At 63.0% G+C, this 25,477-nt stretch carries 23 protein-coding genes, 1 tRNA gene and 1 pseudogene; 12 read left to right on the forward strand and 13 right to left on the reverse strand.

Going from position 1 to position 25,477, the window contains the following annotated elements; all coding sequences use genetic code 11:
- Window positions 1–373: 373 nt before the first annotated feature.
- Together HPC46_RS04855 and HPC46_RS04860 are read right to left on the reverse strand one after the other, a co-directional pair.
- Window positions 374–1,201, reverse strand: coding sequence for a hypothetical protein (locus HPC46_RS04855; RefSeq protein WP_179467386.1), 828 nt, complete (start codon window positions 1,199–1,201; stop codon window positions 374–376).
- Window positions 1,198–2,418, reverse strand: a complete 1,221-nt coding sequence (locus HPC46_RS04860; protein WP_179467388.1) for a toll/interleukin-1 receptor domain-containing protein — start codon at window positions 2,416–2,418, stop codon at window positions 1,198–1,200. The genes HPC46_RS04855 and HPC46_RS04860 overlap by 4 nt, the downstream gene beginning before the upstream one ends.
- A gap of 97 nt (window positions 2,419–2,515) precedes the next feature.
- On the opposite strand from HPC46_RS04860, the gene HPC46_RS04865 reads away from it, so the two are divergent.
- From HPC46_RS04865 to HPC46_RS04875, 3 genes are all read left to right on the forward strand, one after another.
- Window positions 2,516–2,983 carry a TIR domain-containing protein gene (locus HPC46_RS04865; RefSeq protein WP_179467390.1) on the forward strand — a complete coding sequence of 156 codons (468 nt, stop codon included), beginning with the start codon at window positions 2,516–2,518 and terminating at the stop codon, window positions 2,981–2,983.
- Between the two features lie 15 nt (window positions 2,984–2,998).
- Complete coding sequence (locus HPC46_RS04870) at window positions 2,999–3,604, forward strand: Nmad2 family putative nucleotide modification protein (RefSeq protein WP_179467392.1); 606 nt, start codon at window positions 2,999–3,001, stop codon at window positions 3,602–3,604.
- A gap of 209 nt (window positions 3,605–3,813) precedes the next feature.
- Window positions 3,814–4,224 carry a hypothetical protein gene (locus HPC46_RS04875; protein ID WP_179467394.1) on the forward strand — a complete coding sequence of 137 codons (411 nt, stop codon included), beginning with the start codon at window positions 3,814–3,816 and terminating at the stop codon, window positions 4,222–4,224.
- Between the two features lie 46 nt (window positions 4,225–4,270).
- On the opposite strand, the gene HPC46_RS04880 is transcribed toward HPC46_RS04875, so the two are convergent.
- From HPC46_RS04880 to mobF, 4 genes are all read right to left on the reverse strand, one after another.
- The gene (locus tag HPC46_RS04880) at window positions 4,271–5,287 is read right to left on the reverse strand and encodes a nucleotide kinase domain-containing protein (protein WP_179467396.1); all 1,017 of its coding nucleotides are present in this window, start codon (window positions 5,285–5,287) and stop codon (window positions 4,271–4,273) included.
- A gap of 21 nt (window positions 5,288–5,308) precedes the next feature.
- The gene (locus tag HPC46_RS04885; protein ID WP_179467398.1) at window positions 5,309–6,277 is read right to left on the reverse strand and encodes a TylF/MycF/NovP-related O-methyltransferase; all 969 of its coding nucleotides are present in this window, start codon (window positions 6,275–6,277) and stop codon (window positions 5,309–5,311) included.
- Between the two features lie 44 nt (window positions 6,278–6,321).
- Window positions 6,322–7,287, reverse strand: a complete 966-nt coding sequence (locus tag HPC46_RS04890; RefSeq protein WP_179467400.1) for a nucleoside triphosphate pyrophosphohydrolase family protein — start codon at window positions 7,285–7,287, stop codon at window positions 6,322–6,324.
- Window positions 7,288–7,539: 252 nt separating this feature from the next.
- Window positions 7,540–10,326 carry a MobF family relaxase gene (gene mobF, locus HPC46_RS04895; RefSeq protein WP_179467402.1) on the reverse strand — a complete coding sequence of 929 codons (2,787 nt, stop codon included), beginning with the start codon at window positions 10,324–10,326 and terminating at the stop codon, window positions 7,540–7,542.
- Window positions 10,327–11,281: 955 nt separating this feature from the next.
- On the opposite strand from mobF, the gene HPC46_RS04900 reads away from it, so the two are divergent.
- The 4 genes and pseudogenes from HPC46_RS04900 to HPC46_RS04915 all read left to right on the forward strand — a co-directional run bounded on the left by HPC46_RS04900 (window position 11,282) and on the right by HPC46_RS04915 (window position 13,500).
- Window positions 11,282–11,449 (forward strand): helix-turn-helix domain-containing protein, encoded by a 168-nt coding sequence (locus HPC46_RS04900; RefSeq protein WP_325096577.1) that lies wholly within the window; start codon window positions 11,282–11,284, stop codon window positions 11,447–11,449.
- Window positions 11,446–12,807, forward strand: coding sequence for a site-specific integrase (locus HPC46_RS04905; RefSeq protein WP_233716231.1), 1,362 nt, complete (start codon window positions 11,446–11,448; stop codon window positions 12,805–12,807). Before HPC46_RS04900 ends, HPC46_RS04905 begins: the two co-directional genes overlap by 4 nt.
- An 11-nt stretch (window positions 12,808–12,818) precedes the next feature.
- A pseudogene (locus HPC46_RS04910) lies at window positions 12,819–13,171 on the forward strand (type II toxin-antitoxin system RelE/ParE family toxin).
- The gene (locus HPC46_RS04915; RefSeq protein WP_179467404.1) at window positions 13,171–13,500 is read left to right on the forward strand and encodes a type II toxin-antitoxin system RelB family anti-toxin; all 330 of its coding nucleotides are present in this window, start codon (window positions 13,171–13,173) and stop codon (window positions 13,498–13,500) included. Before HPC46_RS04910 ends, HPC46_RS04915 begins: the two are co-directional and overlap by 1 nt.
- A 22-nt stretch (window positions 13,501–13,522) precedes the next feature.
- Here the strand turns inward: HPC46_RS04915 and HPC46_RS04920 are convergent, their stop codons facing one another.
- Window positions 13,523–13,984 carry a DUF2834 domain-containing protein gene (locus HPC46_RS04920; RefSeq protein WP_117427757.1) on the reverse strand — a complete coding sequence of 154 codons (462 nt, stop codon included), beginning with the start codon at window positions 13,982–13,984 and terminating at the stop codon, window positions 13,523–13,525.
- A 256-nt stretch (window positions 13,985–14,240) separates the two neighbouring features.
- Window positions 14,241–14,317: transfer RNA gene (locus tag HPC46_RS04925), tRNA-Met, on the reverse strand.
- 162 nt (window positions 14,318–14,479) lie between these two features.
- On the opposite strand from HPC46_RS04925, the gene HPC46_RS04930 reads away from it, so the two are divergent.
- The gene (locus HPC46_RS04930) at window positions 14,480–15,121 is read left to right on the forward strand and encodes a hypothetical protein (protein ID WP_179467406.1); all 642 of its coding nucleotides are present in this window, start codon (window positions 14,480–14,482) and stop codon (window positions 15,119–15,121) included.
- Here HPC46_RS04930 and HPC46_RS04935 read toward each other — a convergent pair.
- The 3 genes from HPC46_RS04935 to HPC46_RS04945 all read right to left on the reverse strand — a co-directional run bounded on the left by HPC46_RS04935 (window position 15,118) and on the right by HPC46_RS04945 (window position 20,158).
- Window positions 15,118–16,029, reverse strand: a complete 912-nt coding sequence (locus HPC46_RS04935) for a ribonuclease Z (protein ID WP_179467408.1) — start codon at window positions 16,027–16,029, stop codon at window positions 15,118–15,120. The genes HPC46_RS04930 and HPC46_RS04935 overlap by 4 nt on opposite strands.
- Window positions 16,030–16,035: 6 nt before the next feature.
- The gene (locus tag HPC46_RS04940) at window positions 16,036–19,032 is read right to left on the reverse strand and encodes a UPF0182 family protein (RefSeq protein WP_179467410.1); all 2,997 of its coding nucleotides are present in this window, start codon (window positions 19,030–19,032) and stop codon (window positions 16,036–16,038) included.
- 103 nt (window positions 19,033–19,135) lie between these two features.
- Complete coding sequence (locus HPC46_RS04945; RefSeq protein WP_179467412.1) at window positions 19,136–20,158, reverse strand: YlbL family protein; 1,023 nt, start codon at window positions 20,156–20,158, stop codon at window positions 19,136–19,138.
- An 89-nt stretch (window positions 20,159–20,247) separates the two neighbouring features.
- Here HPC46_RS04945 and HPC46_RS04950 point away from each other — a divergent pair, with 89 nt between their 5' ends.
- The 3 genes from HPC46_RS04950 to HPC46_RS04960 are packed head-to-tail and all read left to right on the forward strand — an operon-like array spanning window position 20,248 to window position 23,862.
- On the forward strand, window positions 20,248–21,627 hold the full coding sequence (locus tag HPC46_RS04950; RefSeq protein ID WP_179467414.1) for a zinc-dependent metalloprotease: 1,380 nt from the start codon (window positions 20,248–20,250) through the stop codon (window positions 21,625–21,627).
- Between the two features lie 59 nt (window positions 21,628–21,686).
- On the forward strand, window positions 21,687–22,493 hold the full coding sequence (locus HPC46_RS04955; RefSeq protein WP_179467826.1) for a TOMM precursor leader peptide-binding protein: 807 nt from the start codon (window positions 21,687–21,689) through the stop codon (window positions 22,491–22,493).
- A gap of 1 nt (window position 22,494) precedes the next feature.
- Window positions 22,495–23,862, forward strand: coding sequence for a macrolide-binding ATPase MABP-1 (locus HPC46_RS04960; protein WP_179467828.1), 1,368 nt, complete (start codon window positions 22,495–22,497; stop codon window positions 23,860–23,862).
- Between the two features lie 23 nt (window positions 23,863–23,885).
- On the opposite strand, the gene HPC46_RS04965 is transcribed toward HPC46_RS04960, so the two are convergent.
- Window positions 23,886–24,155 (reverse strand): WhiB family transcriptional regulator, encoded by a 270-nt coding sequence (locus HPC46_RS04965; RefSeq protein WP_179467416.1) that lies wholly within the window; start codon window positions 24,153–24,155, stop codon window positions 23,886–23,888.
- Window positions 24,156–24,294: 139 nt separating this feature from the next.
- Window positions 24,295–24,483: a hypothetical protein gene (locus tag HPC46_RS04970; protein ID WP_179467418.1), complete on the reverse strand. Its 189-nt coding sequence runs from the start codon at window positions 24,481–24,483 to the stop codon at window positions 24,295–24,297.
- A gap of 185 nt (window positions 24,484–24,668) precedes the next feature.
- Here HPC46_RS04970 and HPC46_RS04975 point away from each other — a divergent pair, with 185 nt between their 5' ends.
- Complete coding sequence (locus HPC46_RS04975; protein WP_218893738.1) at window positions 24,669–25,454, forward strand: AraC family transcriptional regulator; 786 nt, start codon at window positions 24,669–24,671, stop codon at window positions 25,452–25,454.
- Window positions 25,455–25,477: the final 23 nt, after the last annotated feature.

The raw sequence follows: 25,477 nt of genomic DNA on the forward strand, positions 1-25,477 counted from the left end.
GTAGCGCCACGATCACCATCAACGGCACCACCCAAACCTTCCCGCCACACATTCCCCCACATCAACGCCACATTCTCGACTCACTCGGGATCAAAACGGGGTACTAAGCCAAATGTCCTAAGTCGGGACAGAGTCGGTCGGCGCCGGCAAACACGACTAAATCTTTGCTGTGAGATGGGGTCCTCACGCAGACGTTCCACTACTGTCCGTGATCAGCTAAATCTCCTCGCCGCCGCGGCTCGCGAAGCCTCGACGGCGCAGCGCCCACCCGCTCTCAGAGGTTGACCAGAATCCCTCGATATCAAGGTTCTGTCGGCTCTGAAGAGGCTGCGCCAGTGCCGGACTGGGACCGGGGGACCTCAGGGGGCTTCGTTCACGCAACGCGCGCAAGGCCGCGAACAGCGAGCGAAGCAATGTCACCGGGGCGGTGGCTTATAGCCAAAACTCTTCGCTCGTGCGACGTCAGGCCATCAGAGCCCGTCCACGCGTCGAACGTCGCGCGGAGCCGTTCCAAAGCGTCATTCACCCCGAACGACTCAGCGCCGTATGGGAACCCCTTCGGCGCCCATTCGAAGTTGTCGAATGCCAACGCCTGAGCTATCGCAGAAGCTGCCCCGCCAAAGCCGCCCGCGACATAGACGGGCTTTGAGGCTTCAAGCGTAAGTCGGGCTTCCTCTATCACGCCGGGCTCCGAGCCAGCGAAATCGGACAACTTCCCGCCCACCAAGATCCGCGCATTTGATAACTGGGACACACTCCGGCGCATAGCCGATAGCGCCGCCGCATCCGCTAGACCCGAAGGCTCCGCCGCATCAAGACTTGATACCGCCAGGACTTTTCCATCTGATGAAACAAGCTTTAAGCTGCCTGAGGTTCCCAAACGCGAGTCGATGTTGCGGAGGTCATCGACGGGTATGTCGCGATACTCTGGTTCAGGCACATATATTTCGAGCGCATGACGCCCGTCACCGTACCGTCGCACTTCATTCATAATTACGTCGGTAAAACCCCCAGGCCGAAGCCGGCCGCCGTAGGCAATAATTCCGCCGCTTATGATGACAGCACGTGAAAGCTCTGCAACTACCAGGTTGAGGTGCGCCGCCGTTAACCCCAATCGGGATAGATCCGCGCTTTCAGATACGGACATCGCTACGCGAATTCCGCTTAATGCGTTGTCGGGAACGAGCGTGGGGTCAGTCACTTGTGCAGCCGTCCGCCGCGTGCCGCAAACGTCCGCGGAGTCAGAACATCGACGTTCTCGTTAAAGCCTGCTAGTGAGCACAACTCGATGACAACATCACGTTCTTTCGGCCCCAAGGGAGGGTCCGGATGAATGATCCAAAGATGGCAATCGTCTGGCTGCTCCACTTTATGCGCCCCAAGCCAAGGAACAAGCGTGACGGGTTCCGGGGAGTGAACCGGTGTCCAGTCGAAACCATCGTCCTGGAGATACGTGGTCTGCGCTAACCAAAGGACCCGCTTAAGTGCCTCATCAACGAGACGATTCAATGCGTGTTCGATATCAGAATGGGACTGCAGCACATTGCACGGCAATGAAGGCACGTGGTCCATCAAAAACGATCCACGCTCCTCACCCACCGTCAAGGCGTACATGCCCACAATCGGCACGTCGTGTCGTTTCGCCGCTAATACCTCTCTCTGCGTCCACTCACGCGAAGAATATTTATCAGTCCGCACCATTAGTAGGGCGCAGTTCTCGGCATTCGCATCGAGTTCTCGTTCCCAATCGGAGCCCGACTGGAGGTCTTGCGCATCAAAGAAGGCTGCCAATCGGGTTTCCGCAATTACCTGGCGTACCGCTTCGAATAAAGCCGGACCATCCTGATCCGCCTCTTCGAGCGAGTCATGCTTCGTGTGACTCACGAAGACGCGAATGCGGTCTGTCAGACCGTCGCTAGGCCCGATCCGCTGAGCAATGGCCTGACTCAGTTCCCGTCCGAGCACGCCTGCACTCGTTACGCTTCCTGCCGGCAGCGCCTGGATCGAGCCTAGGGCCGCGTCTAGACCGGAGCCGGCGATTTGCGATTGAGGGCTCCGTAGTGGGTAGACGCCCACACCCTTCAAGCCCTCTGCAGATCGGATGTAGTCAATGTATGCCGTCCACGATGGATCGTCGCGGTAAGCGCGTGCCATCGGAGTGCTGACAACGGGGACTATGGCGTTGAACTGCGCACTCGGCAATACACCCACCAAAGACCCGTCTAAACCAAGTGGTCTGGGTGCCGATCCCGGTACATCCCAACCGGTAGATCGGCCATAAACCTCGACAGCACCGCCCGCCAAGCCAGCAAAGGCCGGGCTATGAAAGTGGTTGGTCAACCAGTCGAGCACTACCTCGCCCAAAGGATCGTCAGGATGCCAAACAACAAACACATCGAGGATCGGTGGAAGAGCCATCGCCTAAGCCTACGAGCGCTGTGCGGAACGCACGCTTCGAGCCAGGTTCTGTCGGTCCTCCGATGTACGCTTTGGAGCAGCAGGAAGGAGGCACAGCGTGGCGACAGTACACAACGTCTTCATCAGTCATCGCCATGAAGATGACCGCTTGTTGGGAGAGCTCAAGGCCCTCCTCGCCAAAAATGGATGCGCGATCCGTGACTCCTCTGTCAATAGCGCAATTCCTAATAATGCGACGGCCGAATCATACATTAAATCCATCCTTGCGGATCGCATACAGCGTTCTGGAAAAATCATTGTTCTAGTTTCGCCGGAGACCAAGAACCACGAGTGGGTAGACTGGGAGATCGAGTATGCCAACAGATTTCCAGACAAGCGAATAATTGGCGTGTGGGCGCCTGGAGCCGCTGAATGCGATGTCCCAACCGCGCTAGAAGAGTATGCCGACGCAATCGTGGGTTGGAACAGTCAAGCTATCATTGACGCACTCAATGGGTCTGATAAGTGGGAAACGCCCGATGGTACCCAGCGGCCAGCGCGCAACATTCCTCGCGCGAAGTGCTGACAACTCCACGATACCTTGACCATCTACAGCTATATCCTTCGTTTCGATATTGGGTTTGCGCCAAATCCATTTCACGGCTACTGCACACTCGCGACGTGCAAGCAGGAGATACGTTCGAAAGCTAAGGTCGGCGACTGGCTGTTAGGAACAGGATCAAAGGCTAAGTCGCTCGACGGGCATCTTATATACGCCATGTGCATCGACGAGATTGTCACCTACGATCAATATTGGACCGATGACCGCTTCTTAAACAAGAAGCCAGATATGCACGCGAGTCTAAAATGGGCCTTCGGTGACAACATTTATCACCACGACGCAGATGGTAAATGGATCCAGGCCGACTCGCGCCACAGCTTTCCAGACGGCACTCCAAACCCCGGGCATATCCGACGCGATACAAAGAGCGACAGAGTTCTGATCGCGCGCCAATTCGTATACTTCGGCGACCAAGCGCCCCCGATTCCGGCCTCTCTACGTTCTTCTTACGGCGTCGATATTGTCCACGACCGGCCCTTCCATCGTTGCGCCTTCCCAACTGAGCTCGTTGAGTCGACGATCCGTTGGTTAGAGACTCTGGGAACGGGCGTATATGGACGCCCGTGTGATTGGCCACCTCGCTAATTACAGTCTTGTAACTAGGAAGCAATCTATGCACAGGCATCTAGCTTGACCTGAGCGCGCTGACCACGGGGTTTAGATCGTTCGCTAACAGGAAAGATGCCTAAAACCGACCCGCCATCCACAGAAACGGGTGGGCTGTGAACAGTGCGCCTAACAGGCGGTCTGCCTTAGGGTCAACCGAACATAACAGGCGCGAAGGGTGGACACCGATGATGCCGGACGAACAGGCACAACAGAAGCGAATACTTGAAACAGGCCCGCGGAACGACGCAAGCGCTGCCGAGGATGACTTAGGCCTCGCTGACCTAGCGAGCTGGGCAAGGCAACACGCGGGTGCGGTCGCCGCCTTCATCAACGTGCCGGCGTCGAGCGACCTCTTCCTGTTGTCCCAGGCTGCCAAACTGACCGAAGAGGTAGGAGAGTTACACGCCGCGATCCTCGGGCGCCTCCAATACCAGAGACCAGACAAGCTGTTAGACCATGCGGCCATCGCATCCGAAATAGCAGACGTAATTATCTGCACGACAATCATCGGCCAAGTGCTGAAGGTTGACGTGGCACGTGCACTGCGGTCGAAAATGGATACGCTCGACGGTCGCATGCACACCATGTCTGCTTGAACGAAAAGAGATGCATACGCGCCGTCGTTACGGTTCGGCCGTAGTTTCAGCAGACCGAAGCCGAGACGTCCAGGGGCTTCTGCACCGCGTTCTGCGCCGAGATTGATTCATTCAACCCCCACTTCGGGGGAAAGAAGAAAGCTATCGCATCGCTTTGAGGTAAAAACTTCGCCTTTATTCTCTTACGCGCGCTTTCAAGTTGAGGTGCCGCGACTCTGCAGTACTTATCAGTCTCACAGAATAGGCCCTGGCAGTCGATCGCATGAAGTCTCCTGCCCCACAAGCCAGAAAATTCCAACCCTAGCTTTGCGAATTCCTCTTCCTGGTGGTCGACCATCCACATTATGATCTCGGAAGGTTGCAGTCCCCCGGCGTCGACGAAGCATTTTTTTATACCGCGAAGAGCTCCAGGACCAGGCTGCGTGAAGTCGTCTTCGTCGAAGTTTACCAATTCGCTGTAATTCAGATCGATGGCAATCTGATACGCCATAAAGTCGCCAATCAGCGGGTATTGATGTAGCGTCCAGTACAGTTCTTCCAGTGTGCAGCACTCGCGAATTTTAAACGCTAGATCGTCCATCAGGAACATATGGCGAAGCAGTTCGATATGGTTCAGATATTTATAGGGCTTCCCGTAAGAATCATTTGCGCAAAGGATAAATGCGCCGGTGTAAATTCTGCCGTTCCGCGAAAGAGCGGCAGCAAGCGCCTTTGTGAAACGATCTGTTGATAGATCTTCGAGTGTTGGCTGCCTGCCTAAGTACTCACGAACAGTGTCCCAAGTGTCGATCTTGCTGAAGAGTCGAAAAGCCACAATCTGAAATAATCTGTCCGCGGTGCTGCACGGCTCACAATGATAACAAACCTCACTTATGAGGTACTGACTCACTCGGTCGGCGGCGCGGAAAACATTGCAGAACTTGAATTCGCTAATAATAGGATCGGATGTCCAAGGCGGCTCGCATCCCGCAACTCGGCGCTCAAAAGCTTTCTGACGTTCATAGGCAAACCGCCAGTAAAACTCATAAACACCTTCCCTTGGTAAGGGTTGCCGCTGCCGCATTATTTAGAATCCAATCTGCACTCAACGTTGACGATAAAACACTCCAGTGCCATGAAGATTGAAATACCGTGGATCACCCAAAAGCGGTTGGCCAGCCATACGCTCACCGAGCGTATATCTGAACTTGTCCACCCCAGTGAAATGATCAAAGACGATCGCGCCGCCAAGAACGGTTCGATCTTTGACTGCGTTTATAGCTGCGACTGCAGAGGTGTAGTTGTCCGTATCAATAAAGGTCAATACGATGTCCCGCTGGCTGAGTATCTGAGCGGTCTCTACGACGTCGCCGGCCACCAACTCGATATTCCTGCCACTGAGGTACTGGGTAACCGCATCTAGGTCAGTGAACTCACAGTCTGGATGGTCGTACATATCGAGAGGACTTCGCCGCGGCGGGAACCCATTGAATGTATCGAACCCGATGATCGGCCAACTCATCCCGAGCGACTCAATGGTCTTGGACAAAAACATCGTTGTTCCGCCCTTAAACACGCCAAACTCCGCAACAACCCCTTGGAGGTTGAGGCGTGCCGCATTTCCCAGACATTGGTATAAGTGAACCAGCGTATTCGGGTAACCGTTCGCCAGCGAAGGCACCATCAAATCGCTGACAAGTTTCTCAAAGCTGGCATCTCGGAAGCTCAGGTGTCCGTACCCGGCGACGATGACCTTTGGCGAGCCCTTAATATATTGCAGTGCTTCAAATAGCAGATCCTCTTTGTCGCGATCGGTGGCGACAACAATGACATCGTGCTCTACAGTACCGATTTCGTCTATTGCGCACACCGCAAATGGCAGGTTGCGACTCGGTTGGAGCTGACCGCGCGGGACGTAAACCGATTCGACGCCATCTGCTATACCGGTTGCGTGGAGATGACGGGCTATTTTTAGCGTCTCGGGCGTGAGGCCAAGAATGCCGACACGCTGGGCGCCCGCCAGAAGCTGCGCATCGAGATCTTCGATCAGTTTGCTGAAATCAACGACATTCATTTTAAAGCCTCGCTTCAAACGTTATGTTTCTGACAATCGCCCTGCTACATTGCCGGGTACTTGGAATATGTAAGAGTGCGGGCGTCAAGATCGGCGATAAGGAAACCTCCTTTGTTGTCGATCAAAGATCGCATAGCGCTGAATCCACTCGATATCGCCCTTCTCCAGAGCCATGCTGGAGCTGACGAGACTTCGAGGCCAACGGTCGCCGCTCTCGCTATCTGCACCGTCTCTTCGTCTACCGTCGTTTCCTTTAGGTAGCCCATCCGTCGGCCAGCGAGTCGCGACAGAATGGCAGCAAGCCCTTCTTCGGCGAAGATCGCCCGCGCACCATCTTCACACTCATCGATCTTCGCGTCGGACCTACGTTTCAGTTGTAAAAGGGATCGCGAATTTGGCGACCATCCGAGAACAGCCATGAATCCGAAATGGATTGCATCGTGGTAGCGATATCCATCAGCTATATGTGAATTATCAGTAAGAGATGCGCCCAACTGCTCACCCACCTCAAAGCCGGCCATCTTGCCGTCGCCCAGGGGCACCGGGCCCGTGGGAAAGGAATTCGGATCGACGGCCGTGATCTTCATTGTCGCAATCGGAGATTCGTTCTCTATGACTTCCGTAAAATCGAATTGGATTTGCCTCGGAAATCTCTCCGTTTCGGGATAACCGTCGTCATAGCGGTCCAGATCAGCAAAGTCAGGCTCTTGGCCCGGCGGGAGATAACGATCTCGCGCTCTCTTGAGATTAGCTTCCGCGATTGCACCAAGATCCAAACCCGAAGCCGTTGCGACCGCGGCCGCGTACCAGAGCAGGTCACCCAACTCTTCGGTGAGCTGTTCGATACTCTCGTCGAGATCGATGCGGTCGCGTAGATATCGCATGTACACGTTGAGAATAGAGCCGGTCTCAAATGCTAGGCCGAGAAGCGGCTGATAGGCCGCCTGAGGGCCACCCAAGGGCAGCAGGCTGGTCTGCTGCGCCTTCTCTTGAAACTCACTGAGATCCATGGTGCTCCCGTGACAAAGTTCCGGAACCTCGGCTGTTCCCTGCCATCATCCTCCCCTGGATGCGAACGACTGCCACTTGGTACCTCTCGTTCAGACAGCTGCGTGCGAGGATATGGCAACGCAGCGACAAAGAGCTTTAGGCTTGCCGCCTGGCTAGGACGCCCATAGCGACCTGACTAACGCCCCTTCCGGACAATCAGTTTGTTGGTTATACCGGGCAGGCCGTGGCCGAGCCGCCAGGGATCTTCCGACTCACAGCTCCGTTCCCTGCGCCCGCGCGCACTCCCCGGCGTTGTGTCGATCGCGTGCCCGACTGTTTGACTGAGCAAGGGCGTCGGCGCCTGTCTGGGAGCTGAAACGGCGCATTCGGCCAGCGGCGACCTCGGCTCGTCGGTCGAGATGTTTGCGCAGGCGGTCGGGCAGCCCTGCAGTTTCCTCACGGGCGGCATATTCAAGTGCAGTGATCGCTGGGTGGTCGCTGGCGAGCATGCCGGAGATGAGGTCGGCGGCTTCCTGGCTGTCCCGGCGGCCGTTGAGATGAGTGCGGTCAAATTCGATTTGGCCGTGAGCGCGATCGCCGGTGACCCGCTCATAGAGGTAGGCGGTGTTGGCGACTCGGCCGCGGGTCATTGCAACGTAGACGAGGCCACGCCTGACATTTTCGCCGAGGACGGCGTGGGTGGTGTCGGCGGTGGCTCCCTGTGCCGAGTGGATGGTGATGGCATAGCCGAGGGCGATGTGATCGTGGAGGTAGTCACCGGCGAAGACCGTGCGGGCACCGTCGCTGAGCCGGCAAGCGGCGATGCGCTGGTTGTCCGGATCAACGGCGTATACGCGCCAGCGGTTTCCGTTACGCACCGGGTCGGCATGCTGAGTCATTCCGGTGGGGTGCAATACGGCGATGGTGGGGTCGTTGCGACGGCTGATAATTAGGTCGCCGACGGCGATTTGATGCCCACGTGCTCCGGTCAGCGCAGGCGAGTTCATGTCAATGATCTCGTTATGGACGCGTTGATTCAGGGCGTCGGCCATCTCCTTGGTATCGCAGACCAGGAGACTGTCTTTGCCCTCCGCGACGTCGCGTCGGTAGGCATCTAAAGCTTCCGCAGCCACGGTGACTTCGTCGCCGGCATGCAGGCGGTCGTTCTTGCGGTACCACTCGATGGCGCGGCGCACTGGGGCCGGTCCGCCGTCGCGCAGTGCGAGTGAGGCGCCACGCTCTTCGGGGTCGCGGATGCGCCACACTTCGGACAGCTTCTGCGTCCAGGGCAGATCGGAGCAGAGTTGGGCGAACATGCCGCCGCGTGCTTTGACCGGGGCGAGTTGATGCTGATCACCGACCAAGACCGTCTTGGCCCCGGCGGTCGTGGTGGCGGTCAGCAAGCGGCGTAGTTCGTCAGTGCCCACCATGCCTGCCTCGTCGACTATGACCAGGTCGCTGGGGCCGAGTGTCAGGCTCTGGTTATCGATGTCGCAGAGTGCTTTGGCGATCGTGTAGCCGGTGTCGCCGGCGCCTTCGCGCACCGCGACATCGACCGCGTTGCCCGTCGGCGCCAACACGATCACTCGCCCGTGTCGGCGGCGATGCGCCATCGCCACTAGAGCCCGCATTGACGTCGTCTTGCCGGCCCCGGCAGGCGCACTCAGCGGTTGTACCAACCACGGCGACACGGCGATGTTTTCCACTGCGCGTTGTTGATCCGGCGACAAGCCGTCGAGGTCGCTCTGCAAGCCCCACAGTATTGTTCGGGAGTCTTGAGCGTCGACCAGGTCGAGTACGGCGGCTTCTTCGGCCAGGATCAAGTCGAGGGTGAACCGCTCGTGTCCTTCTCTTTGATGCGTCTCGCGTGGCGCAGTTAGCCGCACCGCGATCTCGTCAACGGCTTCCTCGACCAGCTCACGTGGCGCACGGGCAGTGTCGACCGGTAACTGGGCACCGATGACCTCGACGAGGTCGGCTCTGGTGAATGCGGCCTTCTCGATTGTGGCGGCTGCATGGGCGATCCGGTGCCGGTCGAACCGTGGCCCGCTCGCTGCGAGCCGGTCGCGACGGGCACTGCGGTGCGCTGCCGCATCGATGCCTAGACCGCGTTCGTCGGTGCGCCATCCGGCTCGTAATTCGCCCCAGGCGAGTTGTTCGGGCTTGCTTGGGCGGGTGGCTTTTTGAGCCGCTGCGAGCTGCGATGCCGTCGGCTCGCCACCCTCGTTCACCGCAAGGTTTCCGGCTGCCCACTCGCGCAGTTGGGAGGAGCGTTGCGACCATGCGGTGATGCTGATCGGGTCGATGCCGGCAACCTCGGCCACGCCCTTTGACGGGTCGACGGGTACCCATTCGTAACCCAAGGATAGGTGCAGTTCACGGCGCAGCGTCGCCTGGTAGATGACTCCGGCGGCCTTCGCTTCGTGGTACAGCGACGTGCCGTCGATTGACACCAATCGACCGTCGCCCCGGGCTTGGCGGTTGGGCACGATGACGTGAGTGTGCAAGTGCGGATCGCCGGCCCGGGAGGTCTCGTGCTGGTAGGCAATCGCAACCAAGCCGGGAAGCCGAACGAGGTCTTTCTTCCCCGTCGCCGGGTTGTGCACTCGGGTGTATCCGGCATGGTTCGCAAGGTATTCCATCGCCTCGGAGATCGCGGTGGCGTGCGCGTCAGAGATCGCTTTATCTGCCACGTCGTCGGCTCGGATTGCGCGGATCAGCGACACCGATTTCGGCGCACAGAACGTTAGATCGAAGCCATGCACGCTTCCATTTCGGAACCCACGACCCGATGCACCGTTGGGTGCTTCACCGCCGACCAGCCACCGCTCGACGACGCCGGGATCGGCGTCTCCGCCCACGCGATCGAGGTCCGACAATCCAACGAGTTCGGCCGCGCGGCGGGTATCGCCGGCGCACAACCAGACTGGGGTGCGGGTGTCGTGTTCGGAGTAGTACTCCCCCAATCCGCCGCTGACTTTCTGGGCATCGGCTGCGGCGCGGGCGGTGTCGTTGTAGTAGTTGATCGACCAGGCCGACAGCTTGGCAATCGTCAGCATGTCGATCACCGCCCGGACGAAATCGCCCGGGGCTCAGTACCGCCGGGCGGCGAACGCACCGTTCGCTACCGACAATGTCGCACATCCTTGTGCAAATGTGCCATAGGAAAATCAGGCGAGTATCTACGAGTTGCTATGCCAGCCAATCTGTTTGGAGACACGGCGGTAGCAGGCGGAACGTGATGAGGTGGTTGAGACTACAGGGATGTAGTGAAAATGTGGGCGATGGCAGTCGTAGGGGTGCGTAGATGGTGCCGCGGCGCCGAACGTCATCGCGCCCGGATGCGCTGCTCGCGTCGAACTAAGCCATCCGCCGAGCGAGGGCTAAGGTGACGCGCGCGGCGCGCACGACGCCGGAGGCGCCAACCGGCGAACGCATCAGTGTGCGGCGCCAGGTACGCCCGCACCCCCACGCGCACGGGGAACCGACGAGGGGCCAGACGGCGGTCGGCACATCGTCATCGTGACCGACAGGCCGGAACCGTCGCAGCACTTCGGCAGCACGCCCATTCGCACGCAGAGTCCGCCGGGATAAGGGCCGCTCGGTCATCGTCCACGTCCGTCACAATTCGTGATCGAGCAGATCCGCTATCGATTTCGCAGCGGGTTCCTTGATGCCGACCGAAAAGAACCGGCGCGGGTTGACCCAAGTCGATCGAGACCTGTTGCATAGAGTTCCGTTGCGTCTCAGGCCAAATTGCACCAATTCATGAGCTACGAATCGATTTCATTTGACCGTCGCATAGCGGTGCTGAGCGCATTTAGCTGTCAGTTATGCCGGTGACTGCGAGGTTCACTTCACGCCACGGCACGTGGCGCTCCTCAACTCGGCAGGACCAGCCCCGCGACCGTCGACCGCGGACCGTCACCAACTCGCGCGCCATCCACAGTTGCCAGCGTTCTTGGTCAAATCGATCGACACGGTGAGAGGTGGTGAATTACATTGGAAGATAACGTGTTCAGCGAACTTCCCCTGCTCCTCGCGGTACCGCACGCGGCGAAGCTTCTGGGAATCAGCCGTGCCGCGGCCTACCGGCTCGTCCACTCTGGCGAGCTGCCAGTCCGTCGGCTCGGCGGACGCATCTACGTGGTAACCGCAGGCCTGCGCGAGTTGGGAGCATGATGAAGGGCTCGGTGTATCGGCGGGGCGAGAAGTGGTACTACAAGTTTCGGCTGCCGCATCGAGATCCCTCGACCGGCCAGTTCCCGTGGGTGACCAAGGGCGGCCACGACACCGAGCGCGAAGCATGGGAGGCCTGCCGCGAGGCCATGCGCGATGCCGACCGCAATCGGATCGTGCGGCCGTCGCAACAGACAATCGGCGAGTTCGTCACCGACTGGCTGACGGTGGTGCAACCGGCACTTGACGCCTCCACGTGGCGCAGCTGGAGCGACTATGCCCGGTGGTACGTCATCCCCCACATCGGCGGCGAGCGGCTTCAGGTGCTCAATGAGCCGGTGCTGCTGCAGTTTTACGCGATGCTGCTGGCCAAGGGCCGGGTGAAGCCGAACAACGATGCGGTGATGTACACCCATTGGGCGAAGCTGATCGCCAGCGGCAAGCCGCCACCAACTCCGCGCGAGCTGTCGACGGCGTGCGGTACATCCATCCACGCCGCGCGTGACGCCGTCCGGCGTTACAAGGCGGGCCTGACTCCCCGGACCCTCACGCAAGGCCTGGCCCCCAAGACCGTCCGCAACATTCATTCGTTCCTGCACCGGGCACTCGCCGATGCCGTCGCCTGGAAATACATCTCCGAGAACCCGGCGAGCAACGTCAAGCCGCCCCGCAACCCACGCACCCGCCGACAAGTCTGGAAACCCGAGGAGATCCGGACCTTCCTGGCCTCGGCACGCGAGGACCGCTTCGCCGCACTGTTCCTCCTGGAGTTGACCACCGGAATCCGGCGAGGCCAGATCTGCGGACTCAAATGGTCGGCGGTCGATCTAGATGCCGGAAAGGTGACCGTGCACGACAACCGGGTGGTCGTCGGCGGGCAAGTCGTCGATAAGGCCGGGGGCAAGACCCGCAACGCCGACCAAACCATCTCCATCGACAAGACGACAGTAGGTGCCCTGCGGCAGTGGCGCGCCCACCAGGACACCGAGCGGGAATTCTTCGGCGACGCCTACCACCCGGGTGACTTCGTGTTCACCTACCCCGACGGCCGTCCTCCACACCCGGATTCGATCCGGCAGCGCTTCGAACGCCTGACAGCCAAGGCTGGGTTGTCCCGCATCACGTTTCACGATCTACGCCACACCTATGCCACCGGCGCGCTGCGGGCCGGGGTGAGCCCGAAGATCGTCAGCGAGCGCATCGGCCACGCGAACATCGGATTCTTCCTGGAGACCTACGCCCACGTCCTCGACAACGACGACAGCGAAGCGGCCGAGCAAGCGGCCTCATTTCTGCTCGGTGACAGCTGGACCGACGACGACGAGGCGCCGGCCAATCTACCTCCGCACGATATAACGTAGAGGTTATACTGATGTCGAAGCGTTGGGACGTGATCCTGCTCGACGAGGTCGAACAGTGGTTCTTCACGCTCGACAGGCACGCGATGGCGGCGGTCACCGGTGCCATCGACCTGTTGGAGCTGGAGGGGCCGACACTGGGCCGGCCGATCGTCGACAAGGTGAACGGCTCGAAGTTCACAGCATGAAGGAGTTGCGTCCGGCCGGGACCAGCATCCGCGTCCTGTTCATCTTCGACCCGGCTCGGCAGGCGATCCTGCTCCTGGGCGGCGATAAGGCGGGCGACTGGAAGCGCTGGTACGACAGGAACATTCCGGTCGCGGACGCACGCTTCGAGAGCTGGCTGGCGACCGAGCACGGAGGGTGATGACCATGGCGCGTAACTGGCGAGACATTCGCGCCGACGCGATCGCGCAGGGTGCGCTGGATGTCGAGCGGGCCGGAGCGGCGCGTGAGGAGATGCGTGAGGCCGTCCAGGCGCACCGTCTGGCCGAGATCCGGAGGGCGCTGGGCCACTCCCGCCAAGCCGACGTTGCGGCCCTTATGGGCGTCTCTCAGGCCCGCGTTTCGAAGCTGGAGAGCGGCGACCTGTCGCACACCGAGTTGGGCACGCTTCAGGCGTATGTCGCCGCGCTGGGCGGGCAGCTGCGCATCGTCGCCGAATTCGGCGAAGACACCGTCGAACTGACCGCCTAACACTGCATCCCAGCCGCGACATTCAACCCATGTCGACCCAGAAAGTCAGGGCCAAAGCGCCGGATCCAGCGACGACCAACAGGATCACATCGAGTAGACGGAGGCGCGGCGGCTCTGCCGAGCCCATCCGAATCTCGCGAGCGATCAAAAACAGCGGCACCGTCACACTGATGGCGACGAAAACGCCCCCGAGCACGTAGAGCCACACGAATCGCACGCCGCGCTTCCTGGCTTCCAGCACCATCAGGATGACGACGGACATACTGAGCATCAGAGCGTCGGCGGTGATATTGCGCGACGCGGCATTGACCCTGGTGTCCCGCCAGAAGGTACCGAAGAAGGCGGTCCCGCTGTGCGTGTACGCGACGGTTTGACTCCACGTCGCCACCAGCGCAACCAGCGCGATGAGCGCGTAGACGGTGCACAGCACCTTGCGGGACGTGGGCATCGATGCTGCCGGTTGAACCTGCTCGGTTGATGTCATGGAGAAACGCTAGGCGAACGCGCACCCACAGCTGTGGGAAATGGCCGGACAGCGGCAACGCCCGAAACGGGCAGCTGAGCTGTGTACTGACCGCCCTAGCAAACAACCGTCCCGCAGCCCGAAGCCGCTGATTCAACGCCTGTTGACGGCCCTTTGGGCTGCTCCAGACTGGTAGTTAGACAGTCTTATGTTCCCAAATATGTTCCCAAATGGCATGAAAATGGCCCTCAGAGAGGTCTCTGAGGGCCATTTCCGCTGGTAGCGGGGACAGGATTCGAACCTGCGACCTCTGGGTTATGAGCCCAGCGAGCTACCGAGCTGCTCCACCCCGCGTTGGTGAACGCAACGTTACCGGTCGTCGAGTAGAGGCTCCAAATCGGCTGCTCACAGCGCTGGCGCGGCCCATCGGGCGCATCCGACACAGCGAGATCGCGTTCGTCACAGCCAGCGGTTTTAACTTGCTTCTTACAAGAGAAGTCGACAGGCTCGTTGGAGATGAAACGACAACACGCCACCCGCGCCGGCGCGATCGCCATGATCGCCGCCCTCGCCCTCGGGATCAGCAGCTGCGACAACGAATCCGGCGTCAACACAGGCAAACCCGCCGCCTCGATCCCCGCGCTGCCCGGTGTGTCAGTGCCCGCGACCACGACAACGAGCACCAAACCCGCCGCCGCCACGACCGACTACACCCGGCTGCTGCTGCAGGCCGGCGACATCTCCGCGACCGGGGACGCCTACGTCGCCGAGCCGGCGACCCCCAACCCCGACAGCCGCCCCGGCGCTGAAGTGCTGATCGTCAACCAGGAACAGACCAAGGCCGTCAGCATCCTGCTCGTGGCGCTCGACAGCCCCGCCGCCGGACCGTCCGCCCTCGCCGAGGCGCAGGCCAGCCTGGCCAAGTCCGTCAACCCCGGACCGCCCCGGCCCTCCATCGTCGGCACTGGCGGCACCGTCGTCTCGGGCAACTCCCCCGACGGCACGAAGTCGGTGACCGTCCTGCTGTTCACCCAGGGCTCGATGTTGGCGCGGGTGGAGTTCGACGGCCTGCCCGGTCAGCCCGCGGACGCCGACTTCGTCACCAATGTCGGGCAGAAGCAGGCCATCGCGCTGCGCGTGGGGTTGCCCACTCCCTAACGGCGCGCAGGCACCGGCACCCGCATCAGATCCTCGGCCACCACGATCTCGCCGGAGAACACCGCGGCAGCCTCGTCGGCATATCGCCGAGAAGCCTCCTGATACCGCTGCGAGAAGTGCGTCAGCACCAACGTGCGCACCCCACAGTCGGCCGCCACCTGCGCCGCCTGCCGAGCCGTCAGATGCCCGTACTGCTGCGCCAAGTCCTCGTCCTCGGACAAGAACGTCGCCTCGATCACCAACATGTCGGCACCGTCGGCCAACTCGTACAGGCCGCGACACAGCCGGGTGTCCATCACGAACGCGAACCGCTGGCCCGGCCGCACCTCACTGACGTCGGCCACGTTGACGACCCGGTCCCCCACGTGCAAGACGCCGACCCGATCCAGCTCGCCCACAGAAGGTCCGCTGATCCCGAAGCGAGACAACAACTCCGGGACGAAGCGACGGCCGTCGGGTTCGATCAGCCGGTAGCCGAACACGTCCGTTGAATGCTCCAGCGCCCGCGCCTCGAGCACTCCGAACGCACCGACCGCGACCGTCCCCGAAGCGGTAACAGGCTCCTCCCGGACGTCGACTTGGTCCCAGAAGATCGAGGCGTGCCGCAGTCGGGCGAAGTACTCAGCGCCCGACGCCGGAAAGTGCGCGACGAGCGGATGATCCACCCGGTCCAACGACGCCCGCTGGATGACGCCCGGCACCCCGAGGCAGTGGTCGCCGTGAAAGTGCGTGAGGCACAACCGGTTCACCGCACTGCTGGCCACCCCGGCCAGCGTCATCTGCCGCTGAGTACCCTCGCCGGGGTCGAACAACAGCCCCTCGTCGTCCCAGCGCAGCAGATAGCCGTTGTGGTTGCGGTAGCGCGTCGGCACCTGACTTGCAGTGCCGAGCACGACCAACTCACGCATGGCGCGCTACTTGGCGGCTTCGTACTTCTTCATCGCATCGTCGAGACGCTGCAGCGCGTCGCCGTATTCGGCGAAGTTGCCGTTCTTTTGGGCTTCCTGCACGGCACCCAGCGCGGTTTCGACATCCTGCAGCGCCGCAGCCTTGGGCCCCGACAGCGTTGTCGCCACGCCCGCAGGAGGCACCGCCGCGATCGGCGTCGGAACCTCCGGGGCGCTGCCCGGCACCGGGGCGGGAGCCGCCGGCGGACGCGTGCCCGGTAGCTGACCCCCCGGCGGGTTCGCCGGGGCGGGACCGGTCGCCGTGGCACCCGCGCCGGCACCGAAGATGCCGTCCAGCGCCGCACTCACGGTCGGACCGTAGCCGACCTTGTCGTTGTACATCATCGCCACGCGGATCAACCGCGGATACGACGACGCGGCATCGCTACTGCCTGGCGAGGCATACACCGGCGAGACGTAGATCAGACCGCCCTGCCCGACCGGCAGAGTCAACAGATTGCCCCACCGTATTCGGTTCTGGTTGTCGCGACCGATCACACCGAGGTCCTGGCTGACCGCGGTATCGGTACTGATCGCGTTGAACGCCAGCTTCGGACCGTTGACCTGACCGGGGATCGTCAACACCGTGATGCGGCCGTAGGTGTCGGGATCAGAGCTCGCGCTGATGTAGGCGGCCAAGTAGTCGCGGCGGAACCGGTTCATCGCGGAGGTCAGCTGGAATGACGCCGAATCATCGTTGCGGGCAAGATCTTTGGCGACGATGTAGTACGGCGGCTGGTAGCTGCTGGCGGTCGGGTTGGGATCCAGCGGCACGTCCCAGAAGTCCGAGGTGGAGAAGAACGTCACCGGGTCATCCACGTGGTACTTGGCCAGCAGCCCGCGCTGAATCTTGAACAGATCCTCCGGATAGCGCAGGTGCGCAGCAAGATCCGCCGAGATTTCACTCTTCGGCTTCACCGTGCCCGGGAACACCGCCATCCACGCCTTCAGCACCGGGTCGGTCTCGTCCTGCGCATACAGCGTGACGGTGCCGTCGTAGGCGTCGACGGTGGCCTTGACCGAGTTACGGATGTAGGACACCTGCTTGTCCGGGGCCAGCCGGTTGACCGCCACCTCGTTGGAGTCCGCGGTGGCCGACGACAGCGACGTCAGCTCCGAGTACGGATAGCTGTCCAGCGTGGTGTAGCCGTCGATGACCCACACCATCTTCTTGTTCACGATCGCCGGATACACGCTGCTGTCGGTGGTCAGCCACGGCGCCACCGACTTGACCCGCTGCGCGGGATCCCGGTTGAACAGGATCTTGCTGTTGGAGCCGATCACGTTGGAGAACAAGAAGTTCCGCTCGGCGAACTTGGCGGCGAATACCGTGCGCGCCAGCCAATTGCCCACCGGGACACCACCGCTGCCGGTGTAGGTGTAGTTCTTGGTCTCGGTGTTGGTCTCGTAGTCGTATTCGCGGTCGTTGCCGTTCTTGCCGACGATCGCGTAGTCGGCCGAGGTGTTGGAGATCACCGGGCCGAAGTAGACGCGCGGCTGATCCAGCGGGGCGGGGCCCGGCGAGACCACACTGCCGTTGGCGCCGACGACGCTGGCCAAGAACTCCGGATAACCGCCATTCTGGTTGGGGTCGTTGGCGATTCCGCGCACCGTGTTGGCCGGCGAGGCGATGAAGCCGTTGCCGTGGGTATAGACGGTGTGCCGGTTGATCCAGTCCCGCTGGTTGTCGATCAGCCGGTCCGGGTTGAGTTCACGCGCGGCGACGACGTAGTCACGCAGTTCGCCGTCGGGTCCCTGGTAGCGGTCGATCGACAGCTGGTCGGGGAAGTAGTAGAAGTTCTTACCCTGCTGGAACTGGGTGAACGCCGGGCTGATGATCGTCGGGTCGAGCACTCGGATATTCGACGTGGTGGCCCGGTCGGAAGCCACCTGCTGCGCGGTCGCCGGCGCATTTCCGGTGTAGTCGCGGTAGGTGACGTGGTCGTTTGTCAGGCCGTAGGCCTGCCTGGTCGCAGCGATACTGCGACTGATGTATTCGCTTTCCTTCTGCGCCGCATTGGGTTTGACGCTGATCTGCTCGACGACCAGCGGCCAGCCCGCCCCGACGATCAGCGAGCTCAGCAGCAACAGCACCAAGCCGATCGCGGGAATGCGCAAGTCGCGCAATACCAGAGCGGAGAACACCGCGGCCGCGCAGATCAGCGCGATGGCCATCAGGATCAGCTTGGCCGGTAGCACCGCGTTGATGTCGGTGTAGCCGGCGCCGGTGAACGGCTTGCCGCCGCGGGTATGGCTCAACAGTTCGTAGCGGTCGAACCAGTAGGCGACGGCCTTGAGCAGCACCAGCGTGCCGATCAGCGCGACCAGCTGGATGCGCGCCGGGCGGCTCAGTGCGCCGCTGCGGCCGGCCAGCCGGATGCCACCGAAGATGTAGTGGCTGACCAGGTTCGCCAGGAACGCCAGGAACACCGCGGCGAACAGATACGACAGCACCAGCCGGTAGAACGGCAGATCGAACGCGTAGAAGCCGAGGTCCTTGCCGAACTGCGGGTCGGTGATCCCGAAGTCGCCGCCGTGCAGGAACATCTGCACCCGCGGCCAGTAGCTCTGCGCGATAGCACCGGAGAAGACGCCGATCACCACGGGCACCCCGATGCCGAACAGCTTGAGCCGCGCCATCACCGCCGTGCGGTACCGCGCGACCGGATCGTTGGGCCCCGCGGTCGGAACGAACACCGGCCTGGTCCGGTAGGCCAGCGCCAGTCCGGCGAAGACGATCGCCCCGACCAGCACGGCAGCCACCAGGAAAACGATGATGCGGGTCAGCAGCACGGTGGTGAACACCGAGCGGTACCCCAGCTCGCCGAACCACAACCAGTCCACGTAGGCGTCGATCACCCGTGGCCCGACCAACAACAGCAACACAACCGCGAGCGCTACACCGATCAGAATCCGGCTGCGCCGGGTCAGCTTCGGCATCCGGGCACCGGGCCGCATACTCACCTGTCAGGCTCCTGGGTCTTGTCGGGCGGCCGCGCCGCGCCGTTGCAGCAACACGGCCACAACTCTACGCACCCCGGCACGGGTGCTGTCCTGCGGCGACGGGCTAGCAGCTGGGCGGACGCCCGCCGGAGGTCAGCGTGTGCAGCGAGTCGACGGCCCCGGCCAAGGTGTCCACCTTGACCAGCTCCATGTCGTCGTCGCGCATCGAGCGGGCCTCGTCGCAGTTCTCGGCGGGCACCAGGAACACCGCGGCCCCGGCTTCCTGCGCGGCCAGCATCTTGTGGGTGATGCCCCCGATCGGGCCGACCTTGCCGTCCGCGTTGATCGTTCCGGTGCCCGCGATGAACTTCGATCCGTTGAGGTCACCGGTGGTGAGTTTGTCGACGACGGCCAGGCTGAACATCAATCCCGCCGACGGGCCGCCGATGTTGGCCAGGTTGAAGTCGATGCTGAACGGTGCCCACGGCGCATCGAGCACGGCCACCCCGAGATAGCCGTAATCGCGGTCGGCGTTGGTGCCCAACGTGATCCGCGTACTGCCGGCCGGGGCGTTCTTGCGGCGGTAGTCGATGACGATCTCCTGGCCGGGCTTGGTGGCCTTGAGCAACGCGGTGAACTCCGCGATGTTCGCTACCGGCTTACCGTCGACGGCGTCGATGGCGTCCCCGGCCTGCAACTTTCCTGCCGACGGTCCCGGATCGCTGACGTTCTCGACCCGCACCGCTTCGGGGTACTTCAGGAAACCCAGCGCCGCGTACTCCGCACTGTCCTCGGAGCGCTTGAAGTCGGAGTCCTGATCCTTTTCGACCTCCTCGCGCGATTTGTCCGGCGGGAACACCAGATCGCGCGGAACCAGCTGTTCGCGGCCCGACACCCACAGCGTCAGCGCCTGCCCCAACGTCAGGCCGTCGCGTTGGGCGACGGTGGTCATGTTCAGGTGACCCGAGGTGGGGTGGGTGTCGGTGCCGTTGATGGCCACCACCTGCTTGCCGTCGACTTCGCCGAGGGTGTTGAAGGTCGGCCCGGGCCCCAGCGAGACATAGGGCACGGTCACGACCGCCAGCAGCACACCGAAGACGACGATTGGTACCAAGGCCGTCATCAGCGTCAGAATCCGCCTGTTCACGCCGCCCAGACTAGATCCGGCCGGCCCGGTTCACTGACAGCGTGATCGCCAATTGGCCCGCCCCGACGCGGGGTGAGTACGGTTGAGGCATGGCTGACCTGCCCTTCGGCTTCTCCGCGGGAGACGACCCCGACCGAGACAAGCCGAAAAAGGACCCCAACTCGGGCCCCGCCGACCCCTTCGGCTTCGGCGGCGGCGAGTTCAACATGGCTGACCTCGGCCAGATCTTCACCAAGCTCGGCCAGATGTTCAGCGGCAGCGGCAACATGATGGGCGGCGGTTCGTCGGGCCCGGTGAACTACGACCTGGCCCGGCAGCTGGCCTCGAGCTCCATCGGTTTCGTCGCGCCGATCCCGGCGGCCACCAGCTCGGCCATCTCCGATGCCGTGCACCTGGCCGACACCTGGCTCGACGGCGCGACCGCGCTGCCCGCCGGGGCCACGAAGGCCGTCGCGTGGACACCGAACGACTGGGTGGACGGCACGCTGGACACCTGGAAGCGGCTGTGCGACCCGATGGCCGAGCAGATCGGCTCGGTGTGGGCGTCGTCGTTGCCCGAGGAAGCCAAGGCGATGGCCGGTCCGCTGATGGCGATGATGACCCAGATGGGCGGCATGGCCTTCGGCTCGCAGCTGGGCCAGGCGCTCGGGAAGCTGTCCCGCGAAGTGCTCACCTCGACCGACATCGGGCTGCCGCTGGGCCCCAAGGGCGTCGCCGCGCTGATGCCCGAGGCCATCGAAGCACTCTCCGAGGGGCTCGAGCAGCCGCGCAGCGAGATCCTGACCTTCCTGGCCGCCCGCGAGGCCGCCCATCACCGGCTGTTCAGCCATGTCCCGTGGCTGTCCACCCAGCTGCTCAACGCCGTCGAGGCCTACGCCAAGGGCATGAAGATCGACATGAGCGGCATCGAGGAGCTGGCGCAGGGCTTCAACCCGGCCGCCCTGGCCGACCCCGCCGCGATGGAACAGCTGCTGAGCCAGGGCATGTTCGAGCCCAAGGCCACCCCGGAGCAGACGGCCGCGCTGGAGCGGCTGGAAACCCTGCTCGCGTTGATCGAGGGCTGGGTACAGACCGTGGTCACCGGCGCGCTCGGCGACCGCATCCCCGGCACCGCCGCGCTGTCGGAGATGCTGCGCCGCCGGCGGGCCACCGCCGGACCGGCCGAGCAGACCTTCGCAACACTCGTCGGCCTGGAACTGCGACCCCGCAAGATGCGCGAAGCCGCCGTGCTGTGGGAGCGGCTGACCGACGCCGTCGGCGTCGACGCGCGCGACGCCGTTTGGCAGCACCCCGACCTGCTGCCGAACTCGGCGGACCTCGACGAGCCGGCCGGGTTCATCGACCGGATCATCGGCGGTGACACCAGCGGGATCGACATCGACGCCGCGATCGAGGAATTCCAGAAGTCGACGGAGTCCGGGGAGGACGACAAAAAGCCTGGGCACGACGACGGGCCTGTGGATAGCTGAGCCGCCCGGCACCCTCGCGGTGCCACAGTCGGCAGGTGCTCTACGCACTCGACTCGGCGATGCCGGTGCTACTGCGACCCGACGGCGCGGTCCAGGTGGGCTGGGATCCCCGCCGCGCCGTGCTGGTCCGCCCGCCTGATGGTGCGACACCCGCTGCGCTGGCCGCGCTGCTGCGCGGCATGCAGGTTCCGCTCGGCATCACCGAACTGCACCGGCTGGCCGACACCCACGGGCTCGCCGGCCACATCGAACAGATCCTCGAAGCCCTGGTGAACCGGGGTGTGGTCCGCGGCCGGGCCCGTCAGCCCGCGACACGGGCACTGTCGATCCGGGTCCACGGCCGCGGCCCGCTGACCGACCTGATGGTCGAGGCGTTGCGCCGCTCCGGAGCACGGCTCGCGCACACCAGCCACGCCAACGCCTCGGTGTCGGCGGCGACCGCGGACATGGTGGTGCTCAGCGACTATCTGGTCGCCGACCCCCGGCTGGTCCGGGATCTGCACGCCGCCGGGGTGCCGCACCTGCCGGTGCGGGTGCGCGACGGCGCCGGGTTGGTCGGGCCGCTGGTGATCCCCGGTGTGACGAGCTGCCTGGCATGCGCGGACCTGCACCGCACCGACCGCGACGGGGCCTGGCCGGCGGTGGCCGCACAGCTACGGGAAGTGATCGGCAGCGCCGACCGGCCGACCGTGCTGGCGACCGCGGCCGTCGCGCTGGCCCAGCTACAGCAGATCATCACCGCGGTTCGCGGGCAGGAGGCCGCCGGGGCGCCGCCGGCCACGCTCAACACCACCCTGCAGGTCGATGTGAACAGCAACACGATCTCGGCTCGTCGCTGGTCGCGGCATCCGAACTGCCAATGCTGACATCGGTGGTTGCCAGCGCAGCTTCGTCAGGGATGATGGGGACGTGGCAGACATCAAGCGCGGCCGCACGGCGCGCAACGTCAAGCTGGCGTCCATCCCGGTCGGCTTTGCCGGCCGGGCGGCGCTGGGCTTTGGCAAACGACTGACCGGCAAGTCGAAAGACGAGGTCCAGGCCGAGCTGTTGGAGAAGGCCGCCAACCAGTTGTTCACCGTGCTCGGTGAGCTCAAGGGCGGCGCCATGAAGGTCGGCCAGGCGCTGTCGGTGATGGAAGCCGCGATCCCCGCCGAGTTCGGCGAGCCCTACCGCGAGGCCCTGACCAAACTGCAGAAGGACGCCCCGCCGCTGCCCGCGGCCAAGGTGCACCGGGTGCTCGACGGCCAGCTCGGCACCAAGTGGCGTGAGCGCTTCAGCTCGTTCGATGACACCCCGGTCGCGTCGGCCAGCATCGGCCAGGTGCACAAGGGCGTGTGGTCCGATGGCCGCGAGGTCGCAGTCAAGATCCAGTACCCGGGCGCCGACGAAGCTCTGCGCGCCGACCTGAAGACCATGCAGCGCTTGGTCAGTGTGTTCAAACAGCTCGCTCCCGGCGCCGACGTGCAGGGCGTGGTCGATGAGCTCATCGAGCGCACCGAGATGGAGCTCGACTACCGCCTGGAAGCCGACAACCAGCGCGCCTTCGCCAAGGCCTACGAGGGGCATCCGCACTTCGTCGTGCCGCACGTGGTGGCCAGCGCGCCCAAGGTGATGATCACCGAGTGGATCGACGGCGTGCCGATGGCGCACATCATCCGTGACGGCACTCCCGACGAGCGAGACCTTTGCGGCACAAGGCTTATCGAGCTCACCTTCGATGCCCCGTCGCGGCTCGGCATGATGCACGGCGACGCGCATCCCGGGAATTTCATGATGCTGCCCGACGGCCGGATGGGCGTCATCGACTTCGGCGCGGTGGGTCCGCTGCCGGACGGGCTGCCCGTCGAGATCGGCCAGATCATCTGCCTGGCCCGCGACAAGAATTACGACGAACTGCTGCCCACGATGGAACGGGTCGGCTTCATCCAGAAGGGTGAGCAGGTGTCGGCCAGCGAAATCGACGACATGCTGCGCCAATACGTGGAACCGATCGAGGTCGAGGTCTTCCACTACACCCGCCGCTGGCTGCAGAAGATGGCAGCGGCGAATATGAATGTCTCGGCCGCGCAAATCAGGACCGCCCGGTCGATGGATCTGCCGGCGAAGCTGGCGATCCCGCTGCGGGTGATCGCGTCGACCGTGGCGATCTCCTGCCAGCTCGACGCCCACGTCCCGACCCGTGCCCTCGCCGCCGAGTTGGTGCCAGGTTTCGTCGAACCCGAACCCGTGCATTAACCGGGTTCGGGACCGACGACACCTCAGGCCGCGATCACGTCCTTGCGTGGACGCCCGCGCGGCCGCTTGCGCTCCACGACGCTGCCCCGTTCGATGATCTCGCCGCCCCAGACACCCCAGGGCTCACCGCGATCCAGTGCGGCGGCAAGGCATTGCCGCCGGATCGGACATTCCCCGCAGAGCACCTTGGCGCGCTCCAGGTCCATCGGGTTCTCGGCGAACCACAAGTCGGGATTCCCGACGTGGCACGGCAACACCGGCAGCTTCTCCTGGCGGACTGTCGATGTCGACATGTCTCGCTCACCTGCTTCCTGGTCGAATGGCTCTATCTCTGTTGAGAGGGATCCGGGACCAGGTTTCTGCTGAAATCAGAAAGGCCACGGATCCGTTGACTTCGGGTCCGTGGCCAGAGGCTCTCGTCTGGGAGCTTTCCTAGATGAAGCTCCTGTCCACGGACGCGATCGTCGGGGCGGCGTTGGCGCGACGCTTACGCTGCGCCGCAATGGCGGCAGCTGCGCCGGCGGCATGAGCGGTATGCGAGGGGTTGGACGCGACGGCCAGGTAGGACCATGCGCGATGCGCCATGCCAGCTACGCCGAATTCAGCGGTTGTGGTGCTCATCTTCAGGCCCCTCCTTTCGTCACGCCGCCCTGTAGCCATCGATCGGCACAGGATTGATGAATCGAGGCTAAACCCTAACACGATTTCGGCACAAGCGATTTTCTGACCTGGGGTTTTGTTGGCTACGGGACGCCGGCCCACCGCGTGGGCCGCCACGAAAAGGTGTGCGGCCGTAGCTTGTGGCAATGCAGGGATCTCGCCAATCCACGGGACCGGCTCCCATCTTTCCCCCGGGGGTGTCCCATGGCGCAGGCCGGATGGAGCACGGGTTTCACATCGATGCCCACTTCCACACCGACGGTCAGCTGGTATACGCAGCGTCGGGATTGCTGGCCACCACCACCGAGCTGGGCACGTGGGTTGCCCCGGCGAACCGGCTGACATGGACGCCGCCCGGATTCGCTCACTCGCACCGGTTCTACGGCACCACCGATGTCCGAGTCGTGGTGATCCCCGCCGAGCTTTGCGGACACCTGGCTCCGTTCCCCGGCGTCTTCGGCGTGAATCCCCTACTGCGAGAAGCGCTTCTGACACTCACCAGCCGACCCGACGGACAGTCGGATGCGTATCGGCGGCTGCGCGCCGTGGTGATCGACGAGATCACCGCAACACCCGACGAGTCACTGCACTTGCCCGAGCCGCGCGACGACCGATTGCGTGCGGTCACTGAAATCCTGCGCGCCGACCCCGCCCAGTCCACCACCCTGAGCCAACTCGGACGACGTACCGGCGCCAGCGCCCGCACCCTGACTCGTCTGTTCCACGACGAACTCGGCATGAGCTTCCACCGCTGGCGAACCGTGCTGCGCATCCACCACGCACTGGTCCACCTGGGCAACGGCGGGTCCGTCACCGACACCGCCATCACGTGCGGGTGGTCTAACCCCACCAGCTTCATCGAGGCGTTCGCCTCCGTCGTCGGCGAGACTCCGGGGCGCTACCAGGCCGGACTGGGCACCGACGGCGCGTAGTTTCACAAGCTGGCGACTTTCCG

The sequence above is a fragment of the Mycolicibacterium vinylchloridicum genome (assembly GCF_013404075.1).
Lineage (GTDB): Bacteria > Actinomycetota > Actinomycetes > Mycobacteriales > Mycobacteriaceae > Mycobacterium > Mycobacterium vinylchloridicum.